This window comes from Dinoroseobacter sp. S124A (genome assembly GCF_049801015.1).
Classification (GTDB): Bacteria; Pseudomonadota; Alphaproteobacteria; order Rhodobacterales; family Rhodobacteraceae; genus Dinoroseobacter.
Map to the genome: position 1 here is coordinate 106,992 of NZ_JBNAGD010000004.1, position 22,325 is coordinate 129,316.

19 protein-coding genes are annotated in these 22,325 nt (G+C 65.9%); 17 read left to right on the forward strand and 2 right to left on the reverse strand.

Going from position 1 to position 22,325, the window contains the following annotated elements:
• The first annotated feature begins 16 nt into the window (after positions 1 to 16).
• From ACP15I_RS11040 to murD, 4 genes are all read left to right on the forward strand, one after another.
• On the forward strand, positions 17 to 1,522 hold the full coding sequence (locus ACP15I_RS11040; protein WP_424975124.1) for a UDP-N-acetylmuramoyl-L-alanyl-D-glutamate--2,6-diaminopimelate ligase: 1,506 nt from the start codon (positions 17 to 19) through the stop codon (positions 1,520 to 1,522).
• Positions 1,519 to 2,973, forward strand: coding sequence for a UDP-N-acetylmuramoyl-tripeptide--D-alanyl-D-alanine ligase (locus ACP15I_RS11045; RefSeq protein ID WP_424975125.1), 1,455 nt, complete (start codon positions 1,519 to 1,521; stop codon positions 2,971 to 2,973). Before ACP15I_RS11040 ends, ACP15I_RS11045 begins: the two co-directional genes overlap by 4 nt.
• Complete coding sequence (mraY, locus tag ACP15I_RS11050) at positions 2,974 to 4,059, forward strand: phospho-N-acetylmuramoyl-pentapeptide-transferase (RefSeq protein WP_424965741.1); 1,086 nt, start codon at positions 2,974 to 2,976, stop codon at positions 4,057 to 4,059. It begins immediately after the preceding gene.
• 168 nt (positions 4,060 to 4,227) lie between these two features.
• Positions 4,228 to 5,622: a UDP-N-acetylmuramoyl-L-alanine--D-glutamate ligase gene (gene murD, locus ACP15I_RS11055; protein ID WP_424975126.1), complete on the forward strand. Its 1,395-nt coding sequence runs from the start codon at positions 4,228 to 4,230 to the stop codon at positions 5,620 to 5,622.
• 3 nt (positions 5,623 to 5,625) lie between these two features.
• Here the strand turns inward: murD and ACP15I_RS11060 are convergent, their stop codons facing one another.
• Positions 5,626 to 7,101 carry a mannitol dehydrogenase family protein gene (locus ACP15I_RS11060; RefSeq protein WP_424975127.1) on the reverse strand — a complete coding sequence of 492 codons (1,476 nt, stop codon included), beginning with the start codon at positions 7,099 to 7,101 and terminating at the stop codon, positions 5,626 to 5,628.
• Positions 7,094 to 8,305: a mannonate dehydratase gene (uxuA, locus tag ACP15I_RS11065; RefSeq protein ID WP_424975128.1), complete on the reverse strand. Its 1,212-nt coding sequence runs from the start codon at positions 8,303 to 8,305 to the stop codon at positions 7,094 to 7,096. The genes ACP15I_RS11060 and uxuA overlap by 8 nt, the downstream gene beginning before the upstream one ends.
• Before the next feature lie 113 nt (positions 8,306 to 8,418).
• Between uxuA and ACP15I_RS11070 the strand changes: the two genes are divergently transcribed.
• The 13 genes from ACP15I_RS11070 to murB all read left to right on the forward strand — a co-directional run bounded on the left by ACP15I_RS11070 (position 8,419) and on the right by murB (position 22,301).
• The gene (locus tag ACP15I_RS11070) at positions 8,419 to 9,132 is read left to right on the forward strand and encodes a GntR family transcriptional regulator (RefSeq protein WP_424965745.1); all 714 of its coding nucleotides are present in this window, start codon (positions 8,419 to 8,421) and stop codon (positions 9,130 to 9,132) included.
• 20 nt (positions 9,133 to 9,152) lie between these two features.
• Positions 9,153 to 10,130, forward strand: coding sequence for a TRAP transporter substrate-binding protein (locus ACP15I_RS11075; RefSeq protein ID WP_424965746.1), 978 nt, complete (start codon positions 9,153 to 9,155; stop codon positions 10,128 to 10,130).
• Between the two features lie 116 nt (positions 10,131 to 10,246).
• Entirely contained in the window at positions 10,247 to 10,744 is a 498-nt protein-coding gene (locus tag ACP15I_RS11080; protein WP_424965747.1) for a TRAP transporter small permease, read from the forward strand.
• 2 nt (positions 10,745 to 10,746) lie between these two features.
• Entirely contained in the window at positions 10,747 to 12,024 is a 1,278-nt protein-coding gene (locus ACP15I_RS11085; protein WP_424975129.1) for a TRAP transporter large permease, read from the forward strand.
• Positions 12,025 to 12,034: 10 nt separating this feature from the next.
• Positions 12,035 to 13,087 carry an L-idonate 5-dehydrogenase gene (locus tag ACP15I_RS11090; protein ID WP_424975130.1) on the forward strand — a complete coding sequence of 351 codons (1,053 nt, stop codon included), beginning with the start codon at positions 12,035 to 12,037 and terminating at the stop codon, positions 13,085 to 13,087.
• Positions 13,087 to 13,992, forward strand: a complete 906-nt coding sequence (locus ACP15I_RS11095) for a sugar kinase (RefSeq protein ID WP_424975131.1) — start codon at positions 13,087 to 13,089, stop codon at positions 13,990 to 13,992. Before ACP15I_RS11090 ends, ACP15I_RS11095 begins: the two co-directional genes overlap by 1 nt.
• A 92-nt stretch (positions 13,993 to 14,084) precedes the next feature.
• A complete protein-coding gene (gene goxA / locus ACP15I_RS11100; protein ID WP_424975132.1) occupies positions 14,085 to 16,112 on the forward strand; it encodes a CTQ-dependent glycine oxidase GoxA in 2,028 nt (675 codons plus the stop codon).
• The gene (gene goxB / locus ACP15I_RS11105; protein ID WP_424975133.1) at positions 16,109 to 17,191 is read left to right on the forward strand and encodes a glycine oxidase maturase GoxB; all 1,083 of its coding nucleotides are present in this window, start codon (positions 16,109 to 16,111) and stop codon (positions 17,189 to 17,191) included. Before goxA ends, goxB begins: the two co-directional genes overlap by 4 nt.
• A gap of 135 nt (positions 17,192 to 17,326) precedes the next feature.
• On the forward strand, positions 17,327 to 18,493 hold the full coding sequence (locus ACP15I_RS11110) for a peptidoglycan glycosyltransferase FtsW (protein ID WP_424975134.1): 1,167 nt from the start codon (positions 17,327 to 17,329) through the stop codon (positions 18,491 to 18,493).
• Positions 18,494 to 18,496: 3 nt separating this feature from the next.
• Entirely contained in the window at positions 18,497 to 19,609 is a 1,113-nt protein-coding gene (locus tag ACP15I_RS11115; RefSeq protein WP_424975135.1) for a UDP-N-acetylglucosamine--N-acetylmuramyl-(pentapeptide) pyrophosphoryl-undecaprenol N-acetylglucosamine transferase, read from the forward strand.
• Positions 19,610 to 19,658: 49 nt separating this feature from the next.
• A complete protein-coding gene (murC, locus tag ACP15I_RS11120; RefSeq protein WP_424975424.1) occupies positions 19,659 to 21,053 on the forward strand; it encodes a UDP-N-acetylmuramate--L-alanine ligase in 1,395 nt (464 codons plus the stop codon).
• Between the two features lie 58 nt (positions 21,054 to 21,111).
• Positions 21,112 to 21,378, forward strand: coding sequence for a DUF2484 family protein (locus ACP15I_RS11125; RefSeq protein ID WP_424975136.1), 267 nt, complete (start codon positions 21,112 to 21,114; stop codon positions 21,376 to 21,378).
• Entirely contained in the window at positions 21,375 to 22,301 is a 927-nt protein-coding gene (murB, locus tag ACP15I_RS11130; protein WP_424975137.1) for a UDP-N-acetylmuramate dehydrogenase, read from the forward strand. The genes ACP15I_RS11125 and murB overlap by 4 nt, the downstream gene beginning before the upstream one ends.
• Positions 22,302 to 22,325: the final 24 nt, after the last annotated feature.

Consider the following 22,325-nt stretch of genomic DNA (forward strand, 5'->3'; position numbering starts at 1 on the left):
GCAGGGGGTGCGGGTCATGGGGGACCGGCAAGACGGCGGACGCGACGCGGAGTACGGGCCGAAATCGCTGACCGAGCTGGGCTTTCCCGGAGGCGGCAAGCCGGTGACCGGGCTTGCGCTGGACAGCCGCGAGGTGCGCGATGGCTACCTCTTTGCCGCGCTGCCGGGCAGCCGTGTCCATGGCGGCGAGTTCATCCAATATGCCCTGCGCATGGGGGCGGGCGCGATCCTGACCGATGCGGAAGGGGCCGAGATCGCGAGGGAGGCGCTTGCGGCCTCGGAGGCGCGGCTGATCGTGGCCGAGGACCCGCGGCAGGCCTTTTCTGCCGCTGCCGCCCTGTGGTTCGGCGCGCAGCCCGGCATCATGGTCGGTGTCACGGGCACGAACGGCAAGACGTCGGTGTCCAGTTTTACCCGACAGCTCTGGCAGGGGCTGGGTCATGCTTCGGCCAATATCGGCACCACCGGGATCGAAGGAGATTTCGCAGCCGAGCTCGCCCATACCACGCCGGACCCGCTGACCCTGCATCGGGCGCTGGCCGAGATGGCCGCAGCCGGGATCACCCATGCGGCGATGGAGGCCTCGTCCCACGGCCTTGACCAGCGGCGGCTTGACGGGGTGCGGCTCTCGGCGGCGGGGTTCACGAATTTCACGCAGGATCATCTGGACTATCACGAGACCTTCGCGGCCTATTTTGCGGCCAAGGCCGGGCTCTTTACCCGGGTGCTCGGGGATACGGGCATGGCGGTGATCAATCTCGATGACCCGCGCGGGGCGGATATGATGGCGCTGGCCCATACCTCGGGGGCGGATCTTCTGACCGTGGGCCAGCACAAGGACGCCATGCTGCGCCTGACCGCGCAGCGCTACGATGCCGATGGGCAGGAAATGCGCTTTACCTGGAAAGGCAGCGCGCATCAGGCCCGGTTGGAGCTCGTGGGTGGGTTTCAGGCAGCGAATGTGCTCGTGGCCATGGGGCTGGTGATGGCAACGGGCGCACAGGTGAGCGACCTGGTGCCGCTGCTGCCGCAGTTGAAGACCGTGCGCGGGCGGATGCAGAAGGTGGCGCGCCGGGCCAATGGGGCGACGGTCTTTGTCGATTACGCCCATACGCCGGATGCCCTGAAGACGGCTTTGCGCGCGCTGCGGCCCCATGTATTGGGCCGTCTGGTCGTCGTCTTTGGCGCGGGCGGAGACCGGGATGCAGGCAAACGCCCCTTGATGGGGCAGGCGGCGGCGGATGAGGCGGATGTGATCTTCGTGACCGATGACAATCCCCGCTCCGAGGATCCGGCCCTGATCCGCGCGCAGGTCAAGGCAGGCTGTCCCGAGGCGACCGAGGTGGGCGACCGGGCCGAGGCGATCCTGCGCGGGGTCGATGCGCTTGGCCCCGGGGATGTCCTGCTGATTGCGGGCAAGGGGCATGAGACGGGCCAGACCGTCGGCGATACGGTCTATCCCTTTGATGATGCGGAACAAGCCAGCGTTGCGGTGGCTGCTCTTGAAGGTCGGCTCGCATGACCGCGCCGCTTTGGACCGCCGCCGAGGCCGCTGCCGCCACGGGGGGCACTGCCCATGGGGATTGGACCGTTTCGGGCGTCTCCATCGACACGCGCGAAATGGCGCAAGGGGATCTGTTCGTTGCGCTAAGGGCCGCGCGGGACGGGCATGACTTCGTTGCGGCGGCTCTCGAGGCTGGGGCAGGGGCGGCTTTGGTGTCGCGCATCCCAGATGGGGTTCCTTCGGACGCGCCGCTGCTGCTGGTTGCGGATGTTCAGGCCGCGCTTGAGGATCTGGGCCGCGTGGCGCGGTCCCGCACGCGGGCCCGCGTGGTCGCGATCACCGGCTCCGTGGGCAAGACATCGGCAAAGGAAATGCTCCGGGCCGCGCTGTCCTCGCAAGGCCGCGTGCACGCGGCCGTGCGCAGTTTCAACAATCACTGGGGCGTTCCGCTCACGCTCGCCCGGATGCCGGTGGAGACCGATTATGCGGTGATCGAGATCGGCATGAACCATCCCGGCGAGATCGCACCACTGGCGCGCATGGCCCGCCCCAATGCCGCGCTGATCACGACCATCGCCGCCGCCCATCTGGAGGCGTTGGGCTCGCTCGAAGGCATTGCCGATGAAAAGGCGACGATCTTTGAGGGGCTCACGGATTCAGGGCTCGCGATGATCCCCGGCGATCTGGCGCAAACACCGATCCTGCGCGCGGCGGCCGAAGCCGCCGGGGCGCGGATCGAAAGCTTTGGCGCCGGGACGGGGAATTCCCATATCCTTCAGGACCCGCAGGTGGCGGGCGATTGCGCCGTGGCGCGGGCGCAGCTGGCGGGGATGCCGCTTGCCCTGAAAATCGCGACACCGGGCACCCATTTTCTGGAGACCGCACTGGGGGTGCTGGCGATTGCCGCCGGGATCGGTGCTGACCCGGCCGAGGCACTGCTCGGATTGGCGCAATGGGCTCCACCGGCAGGGCGCGGCACGCGCGAGGCGCTGCAGCTCGACCCGGCGATCGAGACGCTGACGGCTGATCTCATCGATGACGCGTTCAACGCCAATCCGACCTCCATGGGCGCAGCGCTCACCATGCTGGCCGCCAGCCAGCCCGCCCATGATATCGGACGCATCGCCAAGGGGCGTCGGATCGCGATCCTCGGCGACATGCTTGAGCTGGGCCCCGAGGAGCGCGCCGAACATGCGGCCCTGGCCGATCATGAGGCCATGGAGCGCGTGGACCTCGTCCATTGCGTCGGCCCCCGCATGCGCGCGCTCTATGACGTCCTCCCGGCCAGCCGTCAGGGCAACTGGGTCGAGACCGCTCCCGAGCTTGCCGCGCGCGCCCATACCCTGATCGATGCGGGGGACGTGGTGCTGGTCAAAGGCTCCAAGGGCAGCCGCGTCAGCCTTGTTGTTGACGCCCTGCGCAAACTTGGGCATCCCACATCGCGGCATGAGAACGAAGGATCCCCATAGATGTTGTATTGGCTGACCTCGATTTCCGATGGCGGGGACGCCTTCAACCTCTTTCGCTACATCACCTTTCGGGCGGGGGGCGCGTTTTTCACGGCGCTGATCTTCGGCTTCATCTTCGGGCGCCCGCTGATCAACCTGCTCCGCAAACGGCAGCGATTCGGCCAGCCGATCCGCGAGGACGGGCCGCAAAGCCATCTCGAGACCAAGCAGGGCACCCCGACCATGGGCGGTCTGCTGATCCTTTCGGCGCTGACCCTTGCGACCCTGCTCTGGGCGCGCTGGGACAATGGCTATGTCTGGCTGGTCCTGTTCGTCACCGTAAGCTTTGGGCTGATCGGCTTCATGGACGACTTCCAGAAGGTGACCAAGAACACCCATGCCGGGGTCTCGGGGCGGGTGCGACTGGCCATCGGCTTCGGCATCGCCGGGGTGGCCGGGGTCGCGGCCCTGTTCCTGCATCCGGATGAGCTTTCGGGGCAGCTGGCGCTTCCTGTGTTCAAGGATACGCTGATCAACCTGTCCTTGCTGTTCATTCCGTTCTGCATGCTGGTCATCGCGGGCTCGGCCAACGCGGTGAACCTCACGGACGGGCTCGACGGGCTGGCGATCATGCCGGTGATGATCGCGGCAGGCACGCTGGGGGTTATCGCCTACGCCGTGGGGCGCGTCGACTTCACCTCCTATCTGGATGTGCATTACGTCCCGGGCACGGGCGAGATCTTCGTCTTCACCTCGGCTCTGATCGGCGGCGGGCTCGGCTTTTTGTGGTACAACGCCCCGCCCGCAGCGGTGTTCATGGGCGATACCGGCTCTCTCGCGCTGGGCGGTGCCCTGGGCGCCATCGCAGTGGCCACCAAGCACGAGATCGTGCTCGTAGTGGTCGGTGGCCTCTTCGTGGTCGAGGCGCTCTCGGTCATCATCCAGGTCGCCTATTTCAAGAAAACCGGCAAGCGCGTCTTTCTCATGGCCCCGATTCACCACCATTTTGAAAAGAAGGGCTGGCAGGAAAGCCAGATCGTGATCCGATTCTGGATCATCTCCCTGATCCTCGCCCTGATCGGCCTGGCCACGCTCAAGGTGCGCTGACGCCGGAACCCGGGCGCGCCGCGTCTGACTTAAGTCTCCAAATATCCCCGCCGGAGGCTCCCGCCGCAGCCAGAAACACGCCAGCGGATCTCGGGGGGCGGGCGGGCGCATCTTGCCGCCGCGGCGCACCCGGTGCATCTTGCCGCCGAACCTGCGAAAGGAGCCGCCATGATCCCTGTCCGAGGCTATTCCGGCCAGTCCGTCGCCGTGCTCGGGCTGGGCCGCTCCGGGCTTGCAACGGCCCGTGCGCTCAAGGCCGGGGGGGCGATCCCGCTCTGCTGGGATGACAATGCCGAGGCGCGCGCGCGCGCCGAGGCCGAAGGGTTCGAGACCACGCCCCTCAAACGCCCGGACGCCTGGGACGGGATCACGGCGCTCATCACCTCTCCGGGCATCCCGCATCTCTACCCCGCGCCCAACCCGGTAATTGCCCAGGCCCTCGCCCGCGGCATTCCGGTGGACAATGATATTGGGCTTTTCTTTCGCTCCTTCGCGACGCCGGACTGGGATCATTTCGACCAGCCCCCGCGCGTCATCGCGGTCACCGGATCGAACGGGAAATCCACCACCTCCGCGCTGATCCACCACGTGCTGAGCGAAGCCGGGCGGTCGGTGCAGCTGGCGGGCAATATCGGGCGCGGCGTGCTGGATATCGATCCTGGTGAGGAGGGCAGCGTCGTGGTGCTGGAGCTGTCGAGCTACCAGACCGAGCTTGCCCGCGCGCTGACCCCGGACATCGCCGTCTTCACCAATCTCAGCCCGGATCATCTGGACCGCCATGGAGGGATGGGGGGGTATTTCGCGGCCAAGCGGCGGCTTTTCACCATCGGGGGGCCGGATCGCGCGATTATCGGCGTGGACGAGGCCGAGGGCCAGTTCCTCGCCAATCAGCTCACCGTGGCGCCCAGCGATGACCGGGTGATCCGTATCACCTCGGGCAAACCCTCGGGACCCGGTTGGCTGGTGAGCACGCGCAAGGGCTTTCTCGCCGAGCATCGCAAGGGGCGGCAGGCCGGGTCGATCGACCTGCGCGCGATCCCGGGTCTTCCGGGCGCGCATAACCACCAGAACGCGGCTTGCGCCTATGCGGCCTGCCGCAGTCTGGGCCTCGCGCCGCGGATCATCGAGGATGCGTTTCAGACCTTTGCGGGTCTGCCCCATCGCAGCCAGATCGTCGGCACCCGCAACGGCGTCACCTTCGTCAATGACAGCAAGGCCACCAATGTGGACAGCGCGGCCAAGGCGCTGCAGGCCTTTGGGGCCATCCGTTGGATTGCCGGCGGGCTTGAGAAAGAGGGCGGTCTTGGGGCGCTGACGGATCATCTCGGATCCGTCCGCAAGGCCTATCTGATCGGGCGTTCGGCGCGGGAGTTCGCGCTGGGCATCACCGAAACCCCCCATGCGATCTGCGAGACGATGGCCGTGGCCGTGGCGCAGGCGGTGGAGGAGGCGGAGCCGGGCGATACGGTGCTCCTCGCGCCAGCGGCGGCAAGCTTTGATCAATACGACAATTTCGAACAGCGCGGCGAGGATTTCATGGCCGAGGTGGCCAGATATCTCTGAGCCTCAGGGCCGGGTCAGCCGCTCTGCGGTGCGGATCACACCGTCGCTCAGGATCGACCTCAGCAGGCCAGTCACCGCGTCACGCCAATCCGGCGCGGCAAAGAGCTCGGGCGGGAGCAGACCCGGCAGGTTTGCGAGCGCGCTTAGGATGTCTTCGGCGCGCCGCGTACCGGAGAGCGCGCGCGCAATCTCCGCCTCTTTCGGGTCTCGCAGGGGATAGCCCGTCCCGGACTCGGTCTCGCCTAGCAGATAGCGCAGCCAGCAGGCCGTGGCGAAGGCGTAGGTCTGAATTGGGGTGTCGCGTGCAAGCGCCTCCGCCGCTGGGGCGAAGATCCGCGGGGGCATCTTCTGGCTGCCATCCATGGAGATCTGGTAGGTCGCATGGGCGATGCTGGGGTTTTCGAACCGCGCGATCAGGGCTTGCGCATAGTCGCCATAATCCAGTCCGAGCAGGGGGCTGAGCCCGGCGCTCACCGTCGTCAGGTGCCGCGTCAGGCAAGCGCGCAGGGGCGGGGCGTCGAGGCAAGCGCTCACGGTTTCCAACCCGGCCACATGCCCGGCATAGGCCAGCAGCGAATGCGAGCCGTTCAGCATGCGCAACTTCATGTGTTCATACGGTATGACGCGGCTTGCGAAGATCGCGCCTGCCGCCTCCCAGGGGGGGCGGCCATGGGGGAAGTCGTCTTCAAGGACCCATTGGCTGAAGGGTTCGCATTGCACGGGGGCAGCGTCGCGCAAGCCACAGAGGGCTTGGGCCTCGGCGAGATCGGCTTTGGTCGTTTGGGGCGTGATCCGGTCGACCATGGTGGCCGGAAAGGCCACATGATCATCGATCCATCCCACCAGATCGGGCGCGGCCTCCTGCGCGAAGTCGCGCACCACCCTGCGCAAGACATGGCCATTCTCGGGCAGGTTATCGCAGCTCAACAGGGTCACGCCGCCAGCCCCTGTTTCGCGACGTTGGCGCAGCGTCTGAACCAGCAAGCCGGGCACGGTCGCTGGATTGTCAGGGGTGGCGAGGTCTGCCGCGATCTCGGGCAGATCGGGATCCAGCCCGCCCGATTGCGCCGAGATGCCATACGCTTTCTCGGTCACGGTGAGGCTGATGATCCGGGTCGCAGGGGCGCAGAGTTGGCGCAGGATTGCGGCGCGCTCCGTTCGCAGGGCCCGCGCGGCGGCGAGGCTTGCGATCAACCGGGGGCGGACGCCGTCTGCGCCGCGTTCGAGCAGGGTATACAGCCCATCCTGATCCGCGAGCTGTGTCGCGGTCTCGGTGGACCGCATGCTGATCCCAAGGATCCGCCAGTCCCCGCCCGCCTCGGCGAGCGCCGTGTCCGTGTAAGCCGCCTGATGGGCGCGGTGAAACGCACCGAGCCCCAGATGGACGATGCCGATTCCATGGGCGGATGGGGTGTAGCGTGGACGGGCGATCCCCGGTCTGGCGTGCGCCAGCGTTGCCGCGGTGAGGCGCTTATCCATGACCGGTGGCGTGGGTGATGCCGCTGATCACCCCGCGCAGCTCGGCCAGCCCCTTGAGCCGCCCGATGGCCGGATATCCCGGCTGAGCCTGCCGCGTGTGGTCATCAAGAATGTTTTGCCCATGGTCGGGCCGGAACGGGATCGCATGGTCTGGGCGACCGGCTAGGCGGCGCCGTGCCTCCTCGCGCAGGATTGCGGCGACCAGGGCGGCCATGTCCACGTCGCCGTCCAGATGCTCGGATTCGTGGAACGAGCCAAAGAGCGCGTCATGCTCGCGCCGGACATTGCGCAGGTGGATGAAATGCACCCGGTCGCCCATCCGTTCCATCATCCCGGGCAGGTCATTATCCGCGCGCGCCCCGAGCGAGCCGGAACACAGGGTGATCCCGTTCGCGGGCAGGTCCACTGCCGTTAGCAGCCGCTGATAATCGGCCTCGGTCGACATGATCCGCGGCAATCCCAGCAAGGAGACCGGCGGGTCATCCGGGTGGCAGCAAAGCCGCAGCCCGAGATCCTGCGCGAGGGGCGTCACCAAGTCGAGAAAACCCGCCTGATTCCGGGCCAGTTGCTCGTGGTCGCAATCGGCATAGAGCGCCAGGTGGTCCTGAATATCGGTCAGTGAGAAATGATCGGCAGCCCCGGGCAGGCCGCAAATGATATTGTCCACGAGTTGCTGTTTGAAGGCATCGGAACTGCTGGCGAAGCGCGCCTGAGCGGCGTCCAGAAGTTCAGCGTCGTAGTCATCTGCCGCGCCCGCCCGGGCGAGGACAAAAACGTCGAACATCACGTAATCGGTCAGATCGAACCGCATGCATGTGGCGCCGGTCTCCAGACGGTGGCCGAGATCGGTCCGCGTCCAGTCGAGCAGGGGCATGAAGTTGTAGCACACCACTTCGATCCCGGCAGCGGCGATGTTCTCGAGACTGGTTTTGTAGGCGTCGATATGGCTGCGCCAGTCGCCGGTTTGGCGTTTGATATCCTCCGAGACCGGTAGGCTTTCGACAACGCTCCAGCTCAGCGGCGGGGTCAGGCCGCCGGAGCCGGCGCGGATCGCCTCCTGCCGCGCGCGGATCTCTTCAAGCGGCCAGACAACACCCGGAGGCAAGTGGTGCAGTGCCGTCACGATCCCTCGGGCCCCGGCCTGAACGACGTCGCCAATCGACACCTGATCCTTCGGCCCGAACCATCGCCACGTCTCCTGCATTGCGTCTGTCTCCTGTGCGCTTAGCGTCTGCTTGTCCGTGATCACGGGCATCCTGTCAATATTCTTGTTGACTTGTATGGAAGAATGCAAGAAGAACGCCAAAGGAGGAAATTTTGGTACATCAGCTGTTCATCGATGACAGGTTCGACCGGGATGCGGCGATCACGCCGCAGATCTATCGGATTCTGCGCGAGCGGATTATCAAGAATAACCTGCCGCCCGGGACCAAGCTGTCGGAGCCAGAACTGGCGCGCCAATACGAGGTGAGCCGCCAGCCGATCCGCGAGACCTTCATCAAGCTGGCCGAAGAAGGGCTGATCATTGTGCGGCCCCAGCGCAAGACGCTGGTCACCAAGATCGACTTCAAGACCGTGATGCAGTCGCGTTTCGTGCGCGAGGCGGTGGAGGCCGATATCGTCGCGTTGCTGGCCGAGGCCGGGGACGGGGATGTGGTGCGCGAGCTGCGCGAGCAGTTGCAAAACCAGCGCAAGGTCGCCCAGAGCTCGCGGTTCGATTTCATCAACGAGGACCTGAAGTTCCACCGCACCCTCGCCGAGGCCGCCGGCAAGGAGATCGCCTGGAAGTTCATCGAGAGCCTAAACAGCCAGATGGACCGGGTCCGGTTTCTCAGTCTTGGACAGTTCCCCGTGGATCAGCTCGTCGAGGAGCATACCCGCGTGGTCGATCATATCGAACGGCAGGAGACGCCCGAGGCGGTCGCCGCCATGCGCACCCATCTGCAGCGCCTGATCGGGGATCTGCCGCAGATCGTGCGCGAACACGAGGATTTCTTTGATCGGTACGACCCAGGACTGATCGACACATAATCACCAATAAGGAGGATAAGATGGTGTTCAAGTTCAAGAAACTGGTGGCCGTAGGGCTTCTGACGCAACTGATCGGGGGGGCTGCTTTCGCGCAGGATGTCACCCTGAAACTCGGCCATCTGGCCAATGAACAGAATGCATGGCACCTCGCCTCCGTGAAATTCGCCGAAGAGCTTTCGGCGCTGACCGAGGGCCGCGTCGCGGTCGAGATCTTCCCTAACGAGTCCCTCGGCAAGGAGATCGACCTGATCAACGGGATGCAGCTCGGCACGGTGGATATGACCATCACCGGCGAAAGCCTGCAGAACTGGGCGCCCATGGCCGCTTTGCTGGCGGTGCCCTACGCCTATGCCTCGACCGAGCATATGGATGAGGTCGCCAGCGGCGAGATCGGGGATCAGATCAAGGCCCAGATCGTCGAGAAGGCCCAGATCCGCCCCATCGCCTATTTTGCACGCGGGCCGCGGAACCTGACCTCGAACCGGCCGATTGCCCATCCCGATGACCTGAACGGTCAGAAGATGCGCGTACCGAATGTGCCGCTCTTCGTGGATGTGTGGAACGCCCTGGGGGCCAGCCCGACGCCCATGGCCTTTTCCGAGGTCTTCACCTCGCTGCAGAACGGGACGATCGACTCGCAGGAGAACCCGCTCGCACTGATCCGTTCGGCCAATTTCAACGAGGTGCAGAGCCATGTGAACCTGACCCAGCATGTGCGTTCCTGGATCTATCTGACCATCGCGGAATCGACCTGGCAGAAACTGAGCGCCGAGGATCAGGCCCATGTGATGGAGGCCGCCTCTCGGGCGCAGGCCTTCGAACGCGGGCTGCTCGACAAGAGCCTTGCCGATGACCGCGCCCATCTCGAGGCCAATGGCATGACCTTCGTCGAAGTGGACGGCGCGGCCTATGCGGCGGCGGCCAAGGATGCGGTGCTCGCCAACGTCAATGACGAGATCAAGCCCATCGTCGAAGGCCTCTTCAACAGCCAGAAATAGGCCCCGATGACCCTGCGCCTGCCGCCTCCCTCCCGGGCGGCAGGTGCGCCCTCTGCCCGACGATACTCCAGACCAGGGTCGCGCCCGGATTGCGACCGAGACAAGGACACGGACCAGTGCTGCGGCGCCTCAATTCCTTCATGACTGGCCTGTGCCGTGCAGGCGCTCTGACGGCCTTCGCTGTTCTGATCTTCGCAGTGCTGCTGCAGGTCGTTGGCCGCACCATCGGGAGCTCGCCCGTCTGGACCGAAGAGCTCACACGGTTTGCCCTGATTTACCTGACTGCCTTTGGCGTGGGCGTGGCGCTGCTGACCGGGGATCTGGTCAATGTCGACGTATTCTGCGACGCGCTGCCCGGTGAATGGCCTCGCTATTTGCGGATGTTTGCCTCTGCAGCGACGGCGGTGCTGTGCCTCGCGCTGCTGCCGGGGGCCGGGAAATACGTGCAGATCGGCACGTTGCAGAACTCTCCGGCCATGGCGATGCCGATGGAGTTCGTGCATTTCAGCGTTTGGCTGCTGCTGGCGCTGCTCGCGGCTTTCGGCATCCTGCGCTTTTGCCTCGATTGGGCGAAGATCGAGTACCGCCGCCCGATGACCGGCGAGGAGGACTGATCATGGATGTCGCGGTTCTCTTTGCGGTGTTCATCGCCGGGCTCTTCATCGGCATTCCGGTGACCATCACCCTTGGCCTGTCCTCCATGGCGTATCTGCTTCTGTCGGACATCCCGCTCGTGGTGATGCCGCAGAAGATCTATGCCGGGATCGATGTCTTTGTCCTGCTGAGCATCCCGGGCTTCATTCTGGCCGGGAACCTGATGAACAATGGCGGGATCACCGAGCGGATCATCCGCTTTGCCAATGCGCTGGTCGGCTGGGTCCGGGGCGGGCTGGGTCTGACCAATATCGGGGCCTCGATGCTCTTTGGCGGGATCACGGGCACGGCGGTGGCCGATGCGGCCTCGATCGGTGGCGTGATGATCCCGGGCATGAAGAAGGCGGGCTATCCGGCGGATTTCTCGGCGGCGGTGACGGCGGCATCCTCGACCGTCGGGCCAATCATCCCGCCCAGCGTGCCGATGATCATTGTCGGCGCGCTCTCGGGGATTTCTGTAGGCAAGATGTTTCTCGCAGGCGCCGTGCCGGGGATCCTGATGGGGCTCGGCATGATGGTGACCTGCTATGTGGTCTCGGTGCGCAAGAACTTCCCCAAGCAACCCTGGCAGGGGGTGGGCGAGATCGGCCGGGCGTTTGGCGGCGCGTTCTGGGCGCTGGCGATGACGGGGATCATCCTCTACGGCCTCCTGAGCGGCATCGCCACGCCAACCGAGACCGCCATCGTGGCCAGTGTCTATGCCTTTATCGTCGGCGCGTTCGTCTACCGCGAGCTGCCTCTGCGCCTTGTGCCCAAGATCATCACCGACAGCGCGGTCTCTGCCGCAGCGATCCTCGCGCTGGTGGGCTTTGCCAATGTGTTCGGCTGGATCCTAGTCTCCGAGCGGATCCCTCAGGCCATTGCCGACGGGGTGCTCTCGATCACCGATAACCCGATCCTCGTGATCCTGATGATCAACATCCTGCTTCTCTTCATCGGCATGTTCATGGAGACGATCGCGGCCCTGATCATCCTCTTCGTGCCGCTTTTGTTGCTGGCCACGGCGGTTGGGGTCGATCCGCTCCATTTCGCGACCTTCGCGGTGCTGAACCTGATGATCGGGCTGACCACGCCGCCCGTGGGTGTGTGCCTGTTCGTTTGCGCGGGGATCGCCAAGCTGCCTCTGACCCCCGTGGTGCGTGCGATCTTCCCCTTCCTTCTGAGCAACCTGATCGTTCTGCTGATGGTGTCCTATATTCCGGCGCTGGCGACCTGGCTGCCGAACCAGATCCTGCCCTAGGAGCCCGCCCATGACCGCCCGCATCTGCCGTCTGCATGCCGCCCATGACCTGCGGGTCGAGACCGAACCGATGATCGCGCCCGGCCCCGAGGAGGTGCAGGTCGCCATCGCTGCGGGCGGGATCTGTGGCTCGGATCTGCATTACTACCATGATGGCGGGATCGGGCAGATCCGCGTGCGCGAGCCGATCATTGTCGGCCATGAGGCGGCGGGGGTCGTGCGCAAGCTGGGCGAGGGGGTGCATGGGCTGGCCATCGGGGACCTCGTCGCCCTGAACCCGAGCCTGCCCTGCGGTGCCTGCCGGTTCTGCGACCGGGCGGCGTTCAACCATTGCCTGACCATGCGCTTCATGGGCTCGGCCTACCGGATGCCGCACGAGCAGGGGATGTTCCGCGATATCCTCACGGTGCCCGCGCGACGTGCCCACCGTTTCGCCAACCCGGTCCCGCCCCGGGCGGCGGCCTGCGCCGAGCCGCTTTCGGTCTGTCTGCATGCGGCCTCGCATGGGGTGGCTCTCTCGCATCAGCGGGTGCTGATCACCGGCGCCGGGCCGATCGGGTCGCTCATGGCGGCGGTGGTGGCGTGGCGCGGGGCGGCGGATCTGATCGTGACCGACCTGCATGACTACCCGCTGAGCGTCGCACGTCGCATGGGGGCCGGACGGGTGGTGAATGTCGCCCGCACGCCCGATGCGCTCGCCCCCCTGCGCGCCGAGAAGGGGCAGGTCGATGTGGTCTTTGAATGCAGCGGCGCGCCAGCCGCCATTCGCGACGCGCTCGAGATGTTGCGCCCGGGCGGTGCCATGGTGCTCGTGGGTGTTGCGGGCGAGACGCCGCTTCCCCTCAATGTGCTGGTCAGCAAGGAGATCCGTCTGATTGGCACCCATCGCTTCCACCCGGAATTCGCCGAGGCGGTGCGCCTGATCGACAGTGGCGAGATCGATGTCACACCGATCCTCAGCCATGCCTTCCCCCTTGAGGAGGCGGTCGCGGCCTTCGATCTGGCTGGAGACCGGACACAGGCCGTGAAGGTGCACCTGACCTTTGGCGCCGAGGCCCCCTGATGTCCGGGCTGCATATCGCCTGTATTGGTGAGGCGATGCTGGAACTTCTGGTCTCAGAGGTGCCGGGACCCGCGCGGATCGGCGTCGCCGGAGATGTTCTGAACACCGCGATCTATCTGCGCCGGGCGCTGCCCAGCCCCCACCGGGTGAGCTTTGTCAGCCTTGTGGGGCAGGATCGGCTGTCCGAGGGTATGCTGCGGTTCATCGCCGGGCATGGTGTCGAGACCGATCTGGTCGCGCGCGACCCGGAGCGTTTGCCCGGGCTATACGCCATCACCACGGATGGGGCCGGAGAGCGGAGCTTTTCCTATTGGCGCAAGGACTCCGCGGCACGCCTGCTCTTTCAGGACGGGGCGGGGCTCGCGCGGCTGGAGACGGCGGATGTGATCTACCTGTCCGGTATCACGCTGGCGATCCTGCCGCCCGAGATCCGCGCGCGCCTGTTCGATTGGATCGACACATATCGGGGCACGGGCGGGCGCGTGGCCTTCGATTCCAACTACCGTCCGATCCTGTGGGAAAGCGCTGCGGTCGCGCGGGACATTATGGCAGCCGCCTGGGCGCGCTGCGATCTGGCGCTGCCCTCGGTGGATGACGAGATGGCGCTCTTTGCGGATCTCACACCCCAGGACGTATTGGCACGGCTGGAGGGGTACGGCCCCCTGACCGGGGCTTTGAAACAGGGGGCGCAAGGCCCGATCCCGATCGGGGACCCCATGTCGCGACAGGCTTATGCACCTGCACCTGCGGTCGTGGACACCACTGCGGCCGGGGATGGCTTCAATGGGGGCTACCTTGCGGCCCGGCTGACCGGGGCGACCCAGGCCGCCGCGCTCCAGGCGGGGCATGATCTGGCCTGCCGGATCATCGGGCATCCCGGGGCGATCCTGCCACCTGACGCCTGAAACACAGGCATCAATCCGCACAGCTCCGTATTGCTTTTTCAGCCTGATGCGCCGACGGTTGCTGGATACACTTATTCATTCAGGGGCGCATTGTGTCAGACCAAAAAACAGTTCCCTCTCGCCGACAATTTCTCGGCATGGCGTCCAGCGCGGCATTGATCGCGGGCACCCCGTGGCCCGCCATGGCCCGCCTCGATCCACAGGCCGCCTATGCGCCCGCCCCGGCGGGGGCCAGCGTGGCCAAGGTCCGGATCTATCCGGCCATCGGCATTTGCCGTGTAGGTGGCTCGGAAAACTGGTTCCTCGCGCCTGAAGTGCCCGGTCTGCCCCCGATGCCCGAGGATGGGCTGTTCAAGGATGGCGGCGAGCGGATCAAGAAGCAGGTCCAGCGCTTCCGCGTCTATGCCTTTGATGCCGAGGACCAGGTGATTGGCGAAGTCACCGGCGACGAGATCAACTGGGGCGTCCATCTCGCCAATACCAAGGCCAATTGGTACGGGTTCAACAACCCGCTCGACAATGGCGATCTGGCCCCCGGCCTGCCGTCGAAGAAACGCAATCAGTATTTCGTCTCCAACGCGGACCGCGAAGAGAACCTGTTGATCGATGGCGGCGCGCGGCAGATCACCGGGGCCAGCACCAATGCCGATGGCGGCGATCCGGCCTACCGGTTCGAGGGCACGTTCTGGGGCGGCCAGCCGGACGCGATCCAGGTCGGGCTGGGGCAGTTGCGGACGGATCCCGACGGCCGCCTTCTGGTGGTGCCGCCCGATGGCGTGTCGGATTCGCCGAGCGATGCGGCGATCACCAGCTTTTCCGACAATGACGCCTGGCATGACGATTGGTGCGACGGGCCGGTGACCGCGCAGGTCGAGATCGACGGTCAGACCTTCGAAGCCGAACCGGCCTGGGTTGCCTGCGTCGGCCCGAATTTCGCCCCCGAGATCCCTCCGATCACCACGCTCTACGATGTGATCGCGGATATGAACGTGCAGGAAGGCTGGACCGAGGCGCCCGCGCTGCCACTGTCCTTCATGACCCATATCTATCCCACCTTCCGGCGCGTGGCGCTGATGGAATGGGTGACGCAGGCGGCCAATCTGCGGCAGGGCTGGATGTCCATCGGTGATCTCGGCGATCCGGCGTACGTGGCGCAGCTCGCCAACTCGGAGCCGGCCAATGCCGCCCTGCGCCAGAGTGTCTTCGCCCTGTTCCGCAACCCCGACAATCTCAGCGATACGGCCTATGTCGAAGAGCAGGTGAAGATCCCCTATATGCTCGGCGACGGGGTGAATTTCGACGGCAGCCCCCTGCAATGGTTCCAGTTTCCCAAGCTGCAATACGACATGCTGCGGGCCTGGGCCGCCGGGGACTTTGTCGATGATTACACCGGACAGGTCGCCGAGGATGTGGTCGCCGATTACAGCAGTTTCGACGAGATCCCGGTGGCGCTGCAGCCCGGTGCGCTGACACAGGCCGCGCTCGAGCCCTGTTCGGGGGGCGCGTTCCATCCGGGGGTGGAGCTGACCTATTACCTCCGCCTCAAGGAGATGTATGCCCGCAACTACGACGCGACCGCCGAGCCCTTCCGCTTTGCCCATGGGGACCGGCCGAGCCTGAACCAGGATCTCGGACGTTTGCTGACCCCTGAGATCGCCTTCGAAGGATTCAACGGCGCGCCCCCGGCGATCGGGCCACAGATGCCCGGGGATCTGACCCGTTGGATGGGGCTGCCCTGGCAATGCGATGCGTTCAGTTGTCAGCAGGTGCAGATGCAGCAGAACTTCCCGACAGCGGTCTGGTGGCCTGCGCTTCTGCCCATCGATGTGCTGCCCGAGCCCTATTACACCGCCGGGCTGGACGAGACCCTGACCGACGAGGCCCGCGCCAAGTTCTTTGCCAACCGGGTGAGCTGGTCGCGCGGCGTGGCCGGGATCGGCTATCACGCCAATGCCAGCTATTGGGACGGGATCACCAACATGATCACCCTGTGGGAGCGGATGGGCTTTGTCCTGCGCAAACCGTCGCCCTCGGGGGATGTGTTTGTCGAGGTGGAGCATGGCAATAACCTTGAGGCGCGGTTCAACTGGACGCCGAGCCAGGGGATGCTGCCCAATTGATCCATCCGGTCGCCGTGATTGGCGGGGGGCTTGCCGGGGCGGCGGCGGCCCTGCGTCTTGCGCAGGCGGGGATCTGCCCGATCTGGATCGCACCACGGCGGGGCGAGGGCTTCAAGCCCGGCGAGCATCTGGGCGCGGCGGCGGTCCCGCTGCTCAAGGCGCTGGGCTCGGACGCGCTCCTGCGGGCCGAGGTGCACAGGCTCGCCCACAGCACCTATTCCGCCTGGGGCAGTGAGACACTGATCGCCCGGGATGCGATCCTGCATCTGGACGGCCCGCCCATCGTGCTGGATCGTGGCGCGTTCGAGGACGCACTGACCGCGCAGGCGCTGGCCGCTGGGGCAAAGCGGATCGAACAGGATGTCACGGCAATGCGCGTCGCGGGCCATCACTGGCAGCTTGAGAGTGATGCGGGCGAGATCCGCGCCGGGTTTGTGCTTGATGCGACCGGGCGCAAGGCGCTGGTGGCCGCGCGCTGCGCGCCGCGCTTTGCAGCGGACAGGCTCGGCTGCCAATACGCGGTCTTCTCGCGATCCGGCACCACGCCGCCACGCCCGGTCACCCTGATCGAGGCCGAGGCCCGGGGCTGGTGGTATCTCTCGGCGCTGGCCGATGGCCGGGCGGTGGTCAATTTCTATACCGATACGGACCTGCCCGCCTTCGAGAACGCGGCGCTGGCTTCGCAGGCGCGGCAGACGAGGGCCATCGGGGCCTATCTCGCGGAATACGGGTTCGCGCATTGCGGTCCGGTGCGGCGGATCGCGACGAACAGCACATGGATCGCCCCGGCCATCGGCGAAGGCTGGGTGGCCGTCGGGGATGCCGCGGCGGCCTTCGATCCGCTGTCCTCCCATGGCATGACCACCGCGCTCTGGACCGCCCTTCAGGCTGCAGAAGCCTTCATCGCGCAGGACCGGGCCGCGATGCAGACCTATGCCGAAAGCGTGGCCAATGGCGTGCAGGACTATCTCAGGGCCCGCCGCGAGGTCTATGCCCGCGAAGCCCGCTGGCCTGACAGCCCCTTCTGGGCACGGCGCCATGCCGACATGCCAGCCAGCCCCGAGGCCGAAACCGCCTGAGCCGACACCCTCGGCATGGCCTCGCGACAGTTTGAGACAAATTCGCAATGTCTGGCTTTGCGAGGTCGCATCGTGTAGGCTTTGCCCCAGACCCGGAAAACGGGCGTTTCGACTGAGGCATAGGCGGTAGTTTCGATGACTGAGATGGTGTACGGCACCGTCCGGCCCAGCGCGCGGGAACCCATTCTCCCGCGGTGGTGGCGGACCGTGGACAAAGGCGCATTGCTGGCGATCCTGGGGCTTTTCGCGATCGGGCTCTTGCTCGGATTGGCGGCCTCGCCGCCTCTGGCCACGCGCAACGGCCTGCCACCGTTTCACTATGTTCAACGTCAGATGGTCTTTGGTGGCGCGGCGCTCAGCGTCATGCTGGTTCTGTCGCTTTGCGATCCGAAACAGATCCGGCGCATGGGCACCCTGCTGTTTCTGGGGGCCTTTATCGCGCTGGCCTTCCTGCCGCTTTTCGGAACGGATTTCGGCAAAGGGGCCACGCGTTGGTATTCGCTGGGCTTTGCCAGCGTGCAGCCGTCGGAATTTCTCAAGCCCGGATTCATCATCCTCTCGGCCTGGCTGCTCGCCGCCGCGCAAGAGATCAATGGCCCGCCGGGGCGCAGCCTGTCACTCGGGATCACGCTGGCCGTGGTCGGCCTGCTGGTGATCCAGCCGGATTTTGGGCAGGCCTGCCTGATCCTGTTTGGCTGGGCCTCCATGTATTTCGTGGCCGGGGCTTCCATGGTGCTGGTCGTGTCCCTCGTGGCCGCTGTCGGTCTGGGCGGGATCGCCGCCTACAACCTGTCAGAGCATTTCCAGCGTCGGATCGACGGGTTCCTGTCCTCGGATCTCGACCCCACGACCCAGCTTGGCTACGCGACCAACGCGATCCGCGAAGGCGGATTCTTTGGCGTCGGCGTGGGCGAGGGGCAGGTGAAATGGGTGCTGCCCGATGCCCATACGGATTTCATCATCGCCGTTGCCGCCGAGGAATACGGCGTCCTCCTGGTGATGGTGATCATCGCGCTTTATGCCACCGTGGTGCTGCGCAGCCTCTGGCGGCTGATGCGCGAGCGGGATCCCTTTGCGCGTCTGGCAGGCACCGGCCTGACCCTGCTCTTTGCGGCGCAGGCAATCATCAATATGGGCGTGGCCGTGCGGATGCTGCCGGCCAAGGGCATGACCTTGCCGCTTGTCAGCTATGGCGGATCGTCGCTCATCGCGACAGGGATCGCGCTGGGCTTCCTTTTGGCCTTTACCCGGAGCCGTCCCCAAGGGCAGATCGAGGACATTCTGATCAAGCGAGGACGATAGGCGATGGGACCGGGGGCACCCCTTTTGGTGATAGCGGCAGGCGGCACGGGCGGGCATATGTTCCCGGCCCAGGCGCTGGCCGAGGCGATGCTGCGCAAGGGCTGGCGGGTCAAGCTGGTCACGGATGCGCGTGGCGCCCGCTATACCGGCGGCTTTCCCCATGTGGTCGAGATCATCGAGAAATCCTCTGCCACCTTCGCGCGCGGCGGCGCGCTGGCCAAGGTTCTGGTGCCCCTGCGCATCGCGGGTGGTGTGGTCTCGGCGCTGGCCGATATGCTCCGCGATCGGCCTGCAATGGTGGTCGGCTTCGGCGGCTACCCGGCGATCCCGGCCATGGCGGCGGCGACCCTGCTGCGCCTGCCCCGGATGATCCATGAACAAAACGGTGTGCTGGGCCGGGTGAACGAGCTCTTTGCCAAGCGCGTCGATGCGGTGGCCTGCGGTACCTGGCCCACGGACCTGCCCGAGGGGGTGGAGGGCCAGCCCACGGGCAACCCCGTCCGTGGCGCGATCCTTGAACGCGCGGGGGCCCCCTATATCCCGCCCGGGGACTGGCCGCTGAGCCTTCTGGTGCTGGGTGGCAGTCAGGGGGCACGGATCCTGTCCGATGTGCTGCCCGAGGCGGTCGCACATCTGCCAGCTGCCCTGCGCGACCGGATCCGCGTCGCCCATCAGGCCCGGGCCGAAGACCTCGACCGGGTGGTCAAGGCTTATGCTGCGGCCGGGATCAAGGCCGAGGTGAAGACCTTCTTCAATGATGTGCCGACCCGCATGTCCGAGGCGCAGCTTGTCGTCTCGCGCTCGGGCGCGTCCACGGTGGCGGACCTGACGGTGATCGGCCGCCCGTCGATCCTCGTGCCCTTTGCGGCTGCTGCCGCGGATCACCAGACAGCCAATGCGCGCGGGTTGGTCGAGGCCGGGGCCGCAATCCTGATCCCCGAGAGCAAGCTCGATCCGGCAACACTTGCCGACCAAATTTCCCTGATCCTCGACAATCCCGACGGCGCGGTGCAGATGGCCCATGCCGCGCTGGGTGTGGGGCATCCGGACGCCACTGAACGCCTGGTGGACCTTGTCGACCACCTTGCCACGCCGCCCGCCCAGGTCGCCGCCTGAGCACCCGCAACCGCCAGAGACCCAAGGACCGATGAAAGACAGTTTTGTTATGAACGCCGCCACGAAACTTCCGACCCAGCTTGGGGCCATTCATTTCACCGGGATTGGCGGCATTGGCATGTCCGGCATTGCCGAAGTGCTGCTGACCCATGGCTACACAGTGCAGGGCTCGGACCTGAAACCGTCCAAGATCACCGACCGGCTGGAACGTCTGGGCGCGCGGATCTTCATCGGGCAGGTGGCCGAGAACCTCGAGGATGCGGAGGTCGTCGTGATTTCCTCGGCGATCAAGCCGGGCAATCCCGAACTGGAGACGGCGCGCGCGCGCGGCCTGCCGGTGGTGCGCCGGGCCGAGATGCTGGCCGAACTGATGCGGCTCAAATCGAATATTGCGATCGCCGGGACCCATGGCAAGACGACGACCACCACCATGGTGGCCACGCTCTTGGACAAGGGCGGGATTGATCCCACCGTGATCAATGGCGGGATCATCCATGCCTACGATTCCAACGCGCGGGCGGGCGCAGGCGAATGGATGGTGGTCGAGGCCGACGAATCCGACGGCACGTTCAACCGGTTGCCGGCCACAATTGCCGTTGTGACGAATATCGACCCTGAACATATGGAACATTGGGGCAGCTTTGAGCGTCTAAAAGATGGGTTTCACGAGTTCGTATCGAACATTCCCTTCTATGGGCTCGCCGTCTGCTGCACCGACCATCCGGAGGTGCAGGCGCTGGTGGGTCGGATCACCGATCGCCGGGTCATGACCTTTGGCTTCAACACCCAGGCGGATGTGCGGGCGGTCAACCTGACCTACAAATCCGGCGTGGCGCATTTCGACATCCTGCTGCGCAACGAGGGGCAGGTCATCTCGGGCTGCACCCTGCCCATGCCCGGGGATCACAACGTCTCCAACGCGCTGGCCGCTGTGGCCGTGGCCCGGCATCTGGGCATGAAGGTCGATGAGATCCGCGCCGCGCTGGCCGGGTTTGCTGGCGTCAATCGCCGCTTCACCAAGGTCGCCGAGATCGACGGGGTCACCATCATCGACGATTACGGTCACCACCCGGTGGAGATCGCCGCCGTGCTCAAGGCCGCGCGGCAGGCCAGCGAGGGGCGCGTCATCGCCGTGCATCAGCCGCACCGCTATTCGCGGCTCGCGAGCCTCTTCGAGGAATTCTGCACCTGCTTCAACGAGGCGGATGTGGTCGGCATCTCCGAGGTGTTCTCGGCCGGTGAGGACCCGATCGAGGGCGCGTCGCGCGATGATCTGGTGGCCGGGCTGGTTGCCCATGGCCATCGACACGCGGTGGCGGTGCCCAATGAGGACGCGCTCGAGGCGCTGGTGCGGGCCGAGGCCAAGCCGGGGGACATCGTGGTCTGCCTCGGGGCAGGCACGATCTCGGCCTGGGCGCACAGCCTGCCCAAACGCATGGGCTGAGGGGCTTGCCCCCGCGCCCGGTTTGATGGCCTAACAGGGCCGTTCGCGGAGACCTGCTGTGCCCACCGATTTCCCTTTGTCGCTGACGCTGTTCTGCGTCTGGATCGTGATCGCCACGGTGATCGCCATGATGCCCGGGCGATTTCACTGGCCGGGCGCGTACGGCCTGATGGCGCTGTTGGTCCCGCTTCTGGGCTATATCTGGGTGGATCTGGGGGGCTGGTACGCGCTGGCGGCGCTGGTCGCAGCGGCCTCGGTCCTGCGCTGGCCGGTCCGCTTTGCGATCCGCTGGCTGCGTGCCCGCGTGACAGGAGATCCGAAATGACCGAATTGCGGGGCACTCTGACCGAGAACCGTACCCTGGCCGATCTGACATGGCTGCGCGTGGGCGGGCCAGCGGATGCGCTTTATCAGCCCGCGGATGCCGAGGATCTGGCCGCCTTCCTGCGCGCCGATCCCGCGCGCGAGATTTTCGTCATGGGGGTCGGGTCGAACCTGATCGTGCGTGATGGCGGGATCCGGGCGACGGTGATCCGGCTGGGGCGCGGGTTCAACGGGATTGAGATCGACGGCACCACAGTGCGCGCCGGTGCCGCAGCGCTGGACGCTCATGTGGCGCGCAAGGCCGCCGCGGCTGGGGTCGACCTGACCTTTCTCCGCACGATCCCGGGCAGTATTGGCGGGGCGGTGGCGATGAATGCGGGCTGCTATGGCAGCTACATGGCCGATGTGGTCCGTGAGGTGGAGTTGATCACGCGCGAGGGCGAGACCCTGCGCCTCGCGCCCGAGGATCTGAACTTCCGCTACCGGCAGAGCGATCTGCCAGCGGGGGCCGTCATTACCGCCGTAACGCTGGAGGGCGCGCCGGGCGATCCGGCAACGCTCGAGGCGCGGATGACCGAGCAGCTCGCCAAGCGCGACGCGACCCAGCCCACCAAGGACCGCACCGCCGGATCCACCTTTCGCAATCCGGCGGGCTTCAGCTCCACCGGGCGGGCGGATGACACCCATGAGGCCAAGGCCTGGGCCGTGATCGATGCCGCCGGCCTGCGCGGAGCCATGCGCGGCGCGGCGCAGATGTCGCCCAAACACCCGAACTTTCTGGTGAATACCGGAACGGCGACGGCGGCCGAGCTCGAATCCCTGGGTGAAGAAGTGCGAAAAAAGGTTTTCCAAGCCACCGGCCATTCGCTACACTGGGAAGTGATCCGCATCGGAACCCCCGGACGGAGCCACCCCGAAAAATAGCCCATCCAAAAGGGCAGGGGTCTG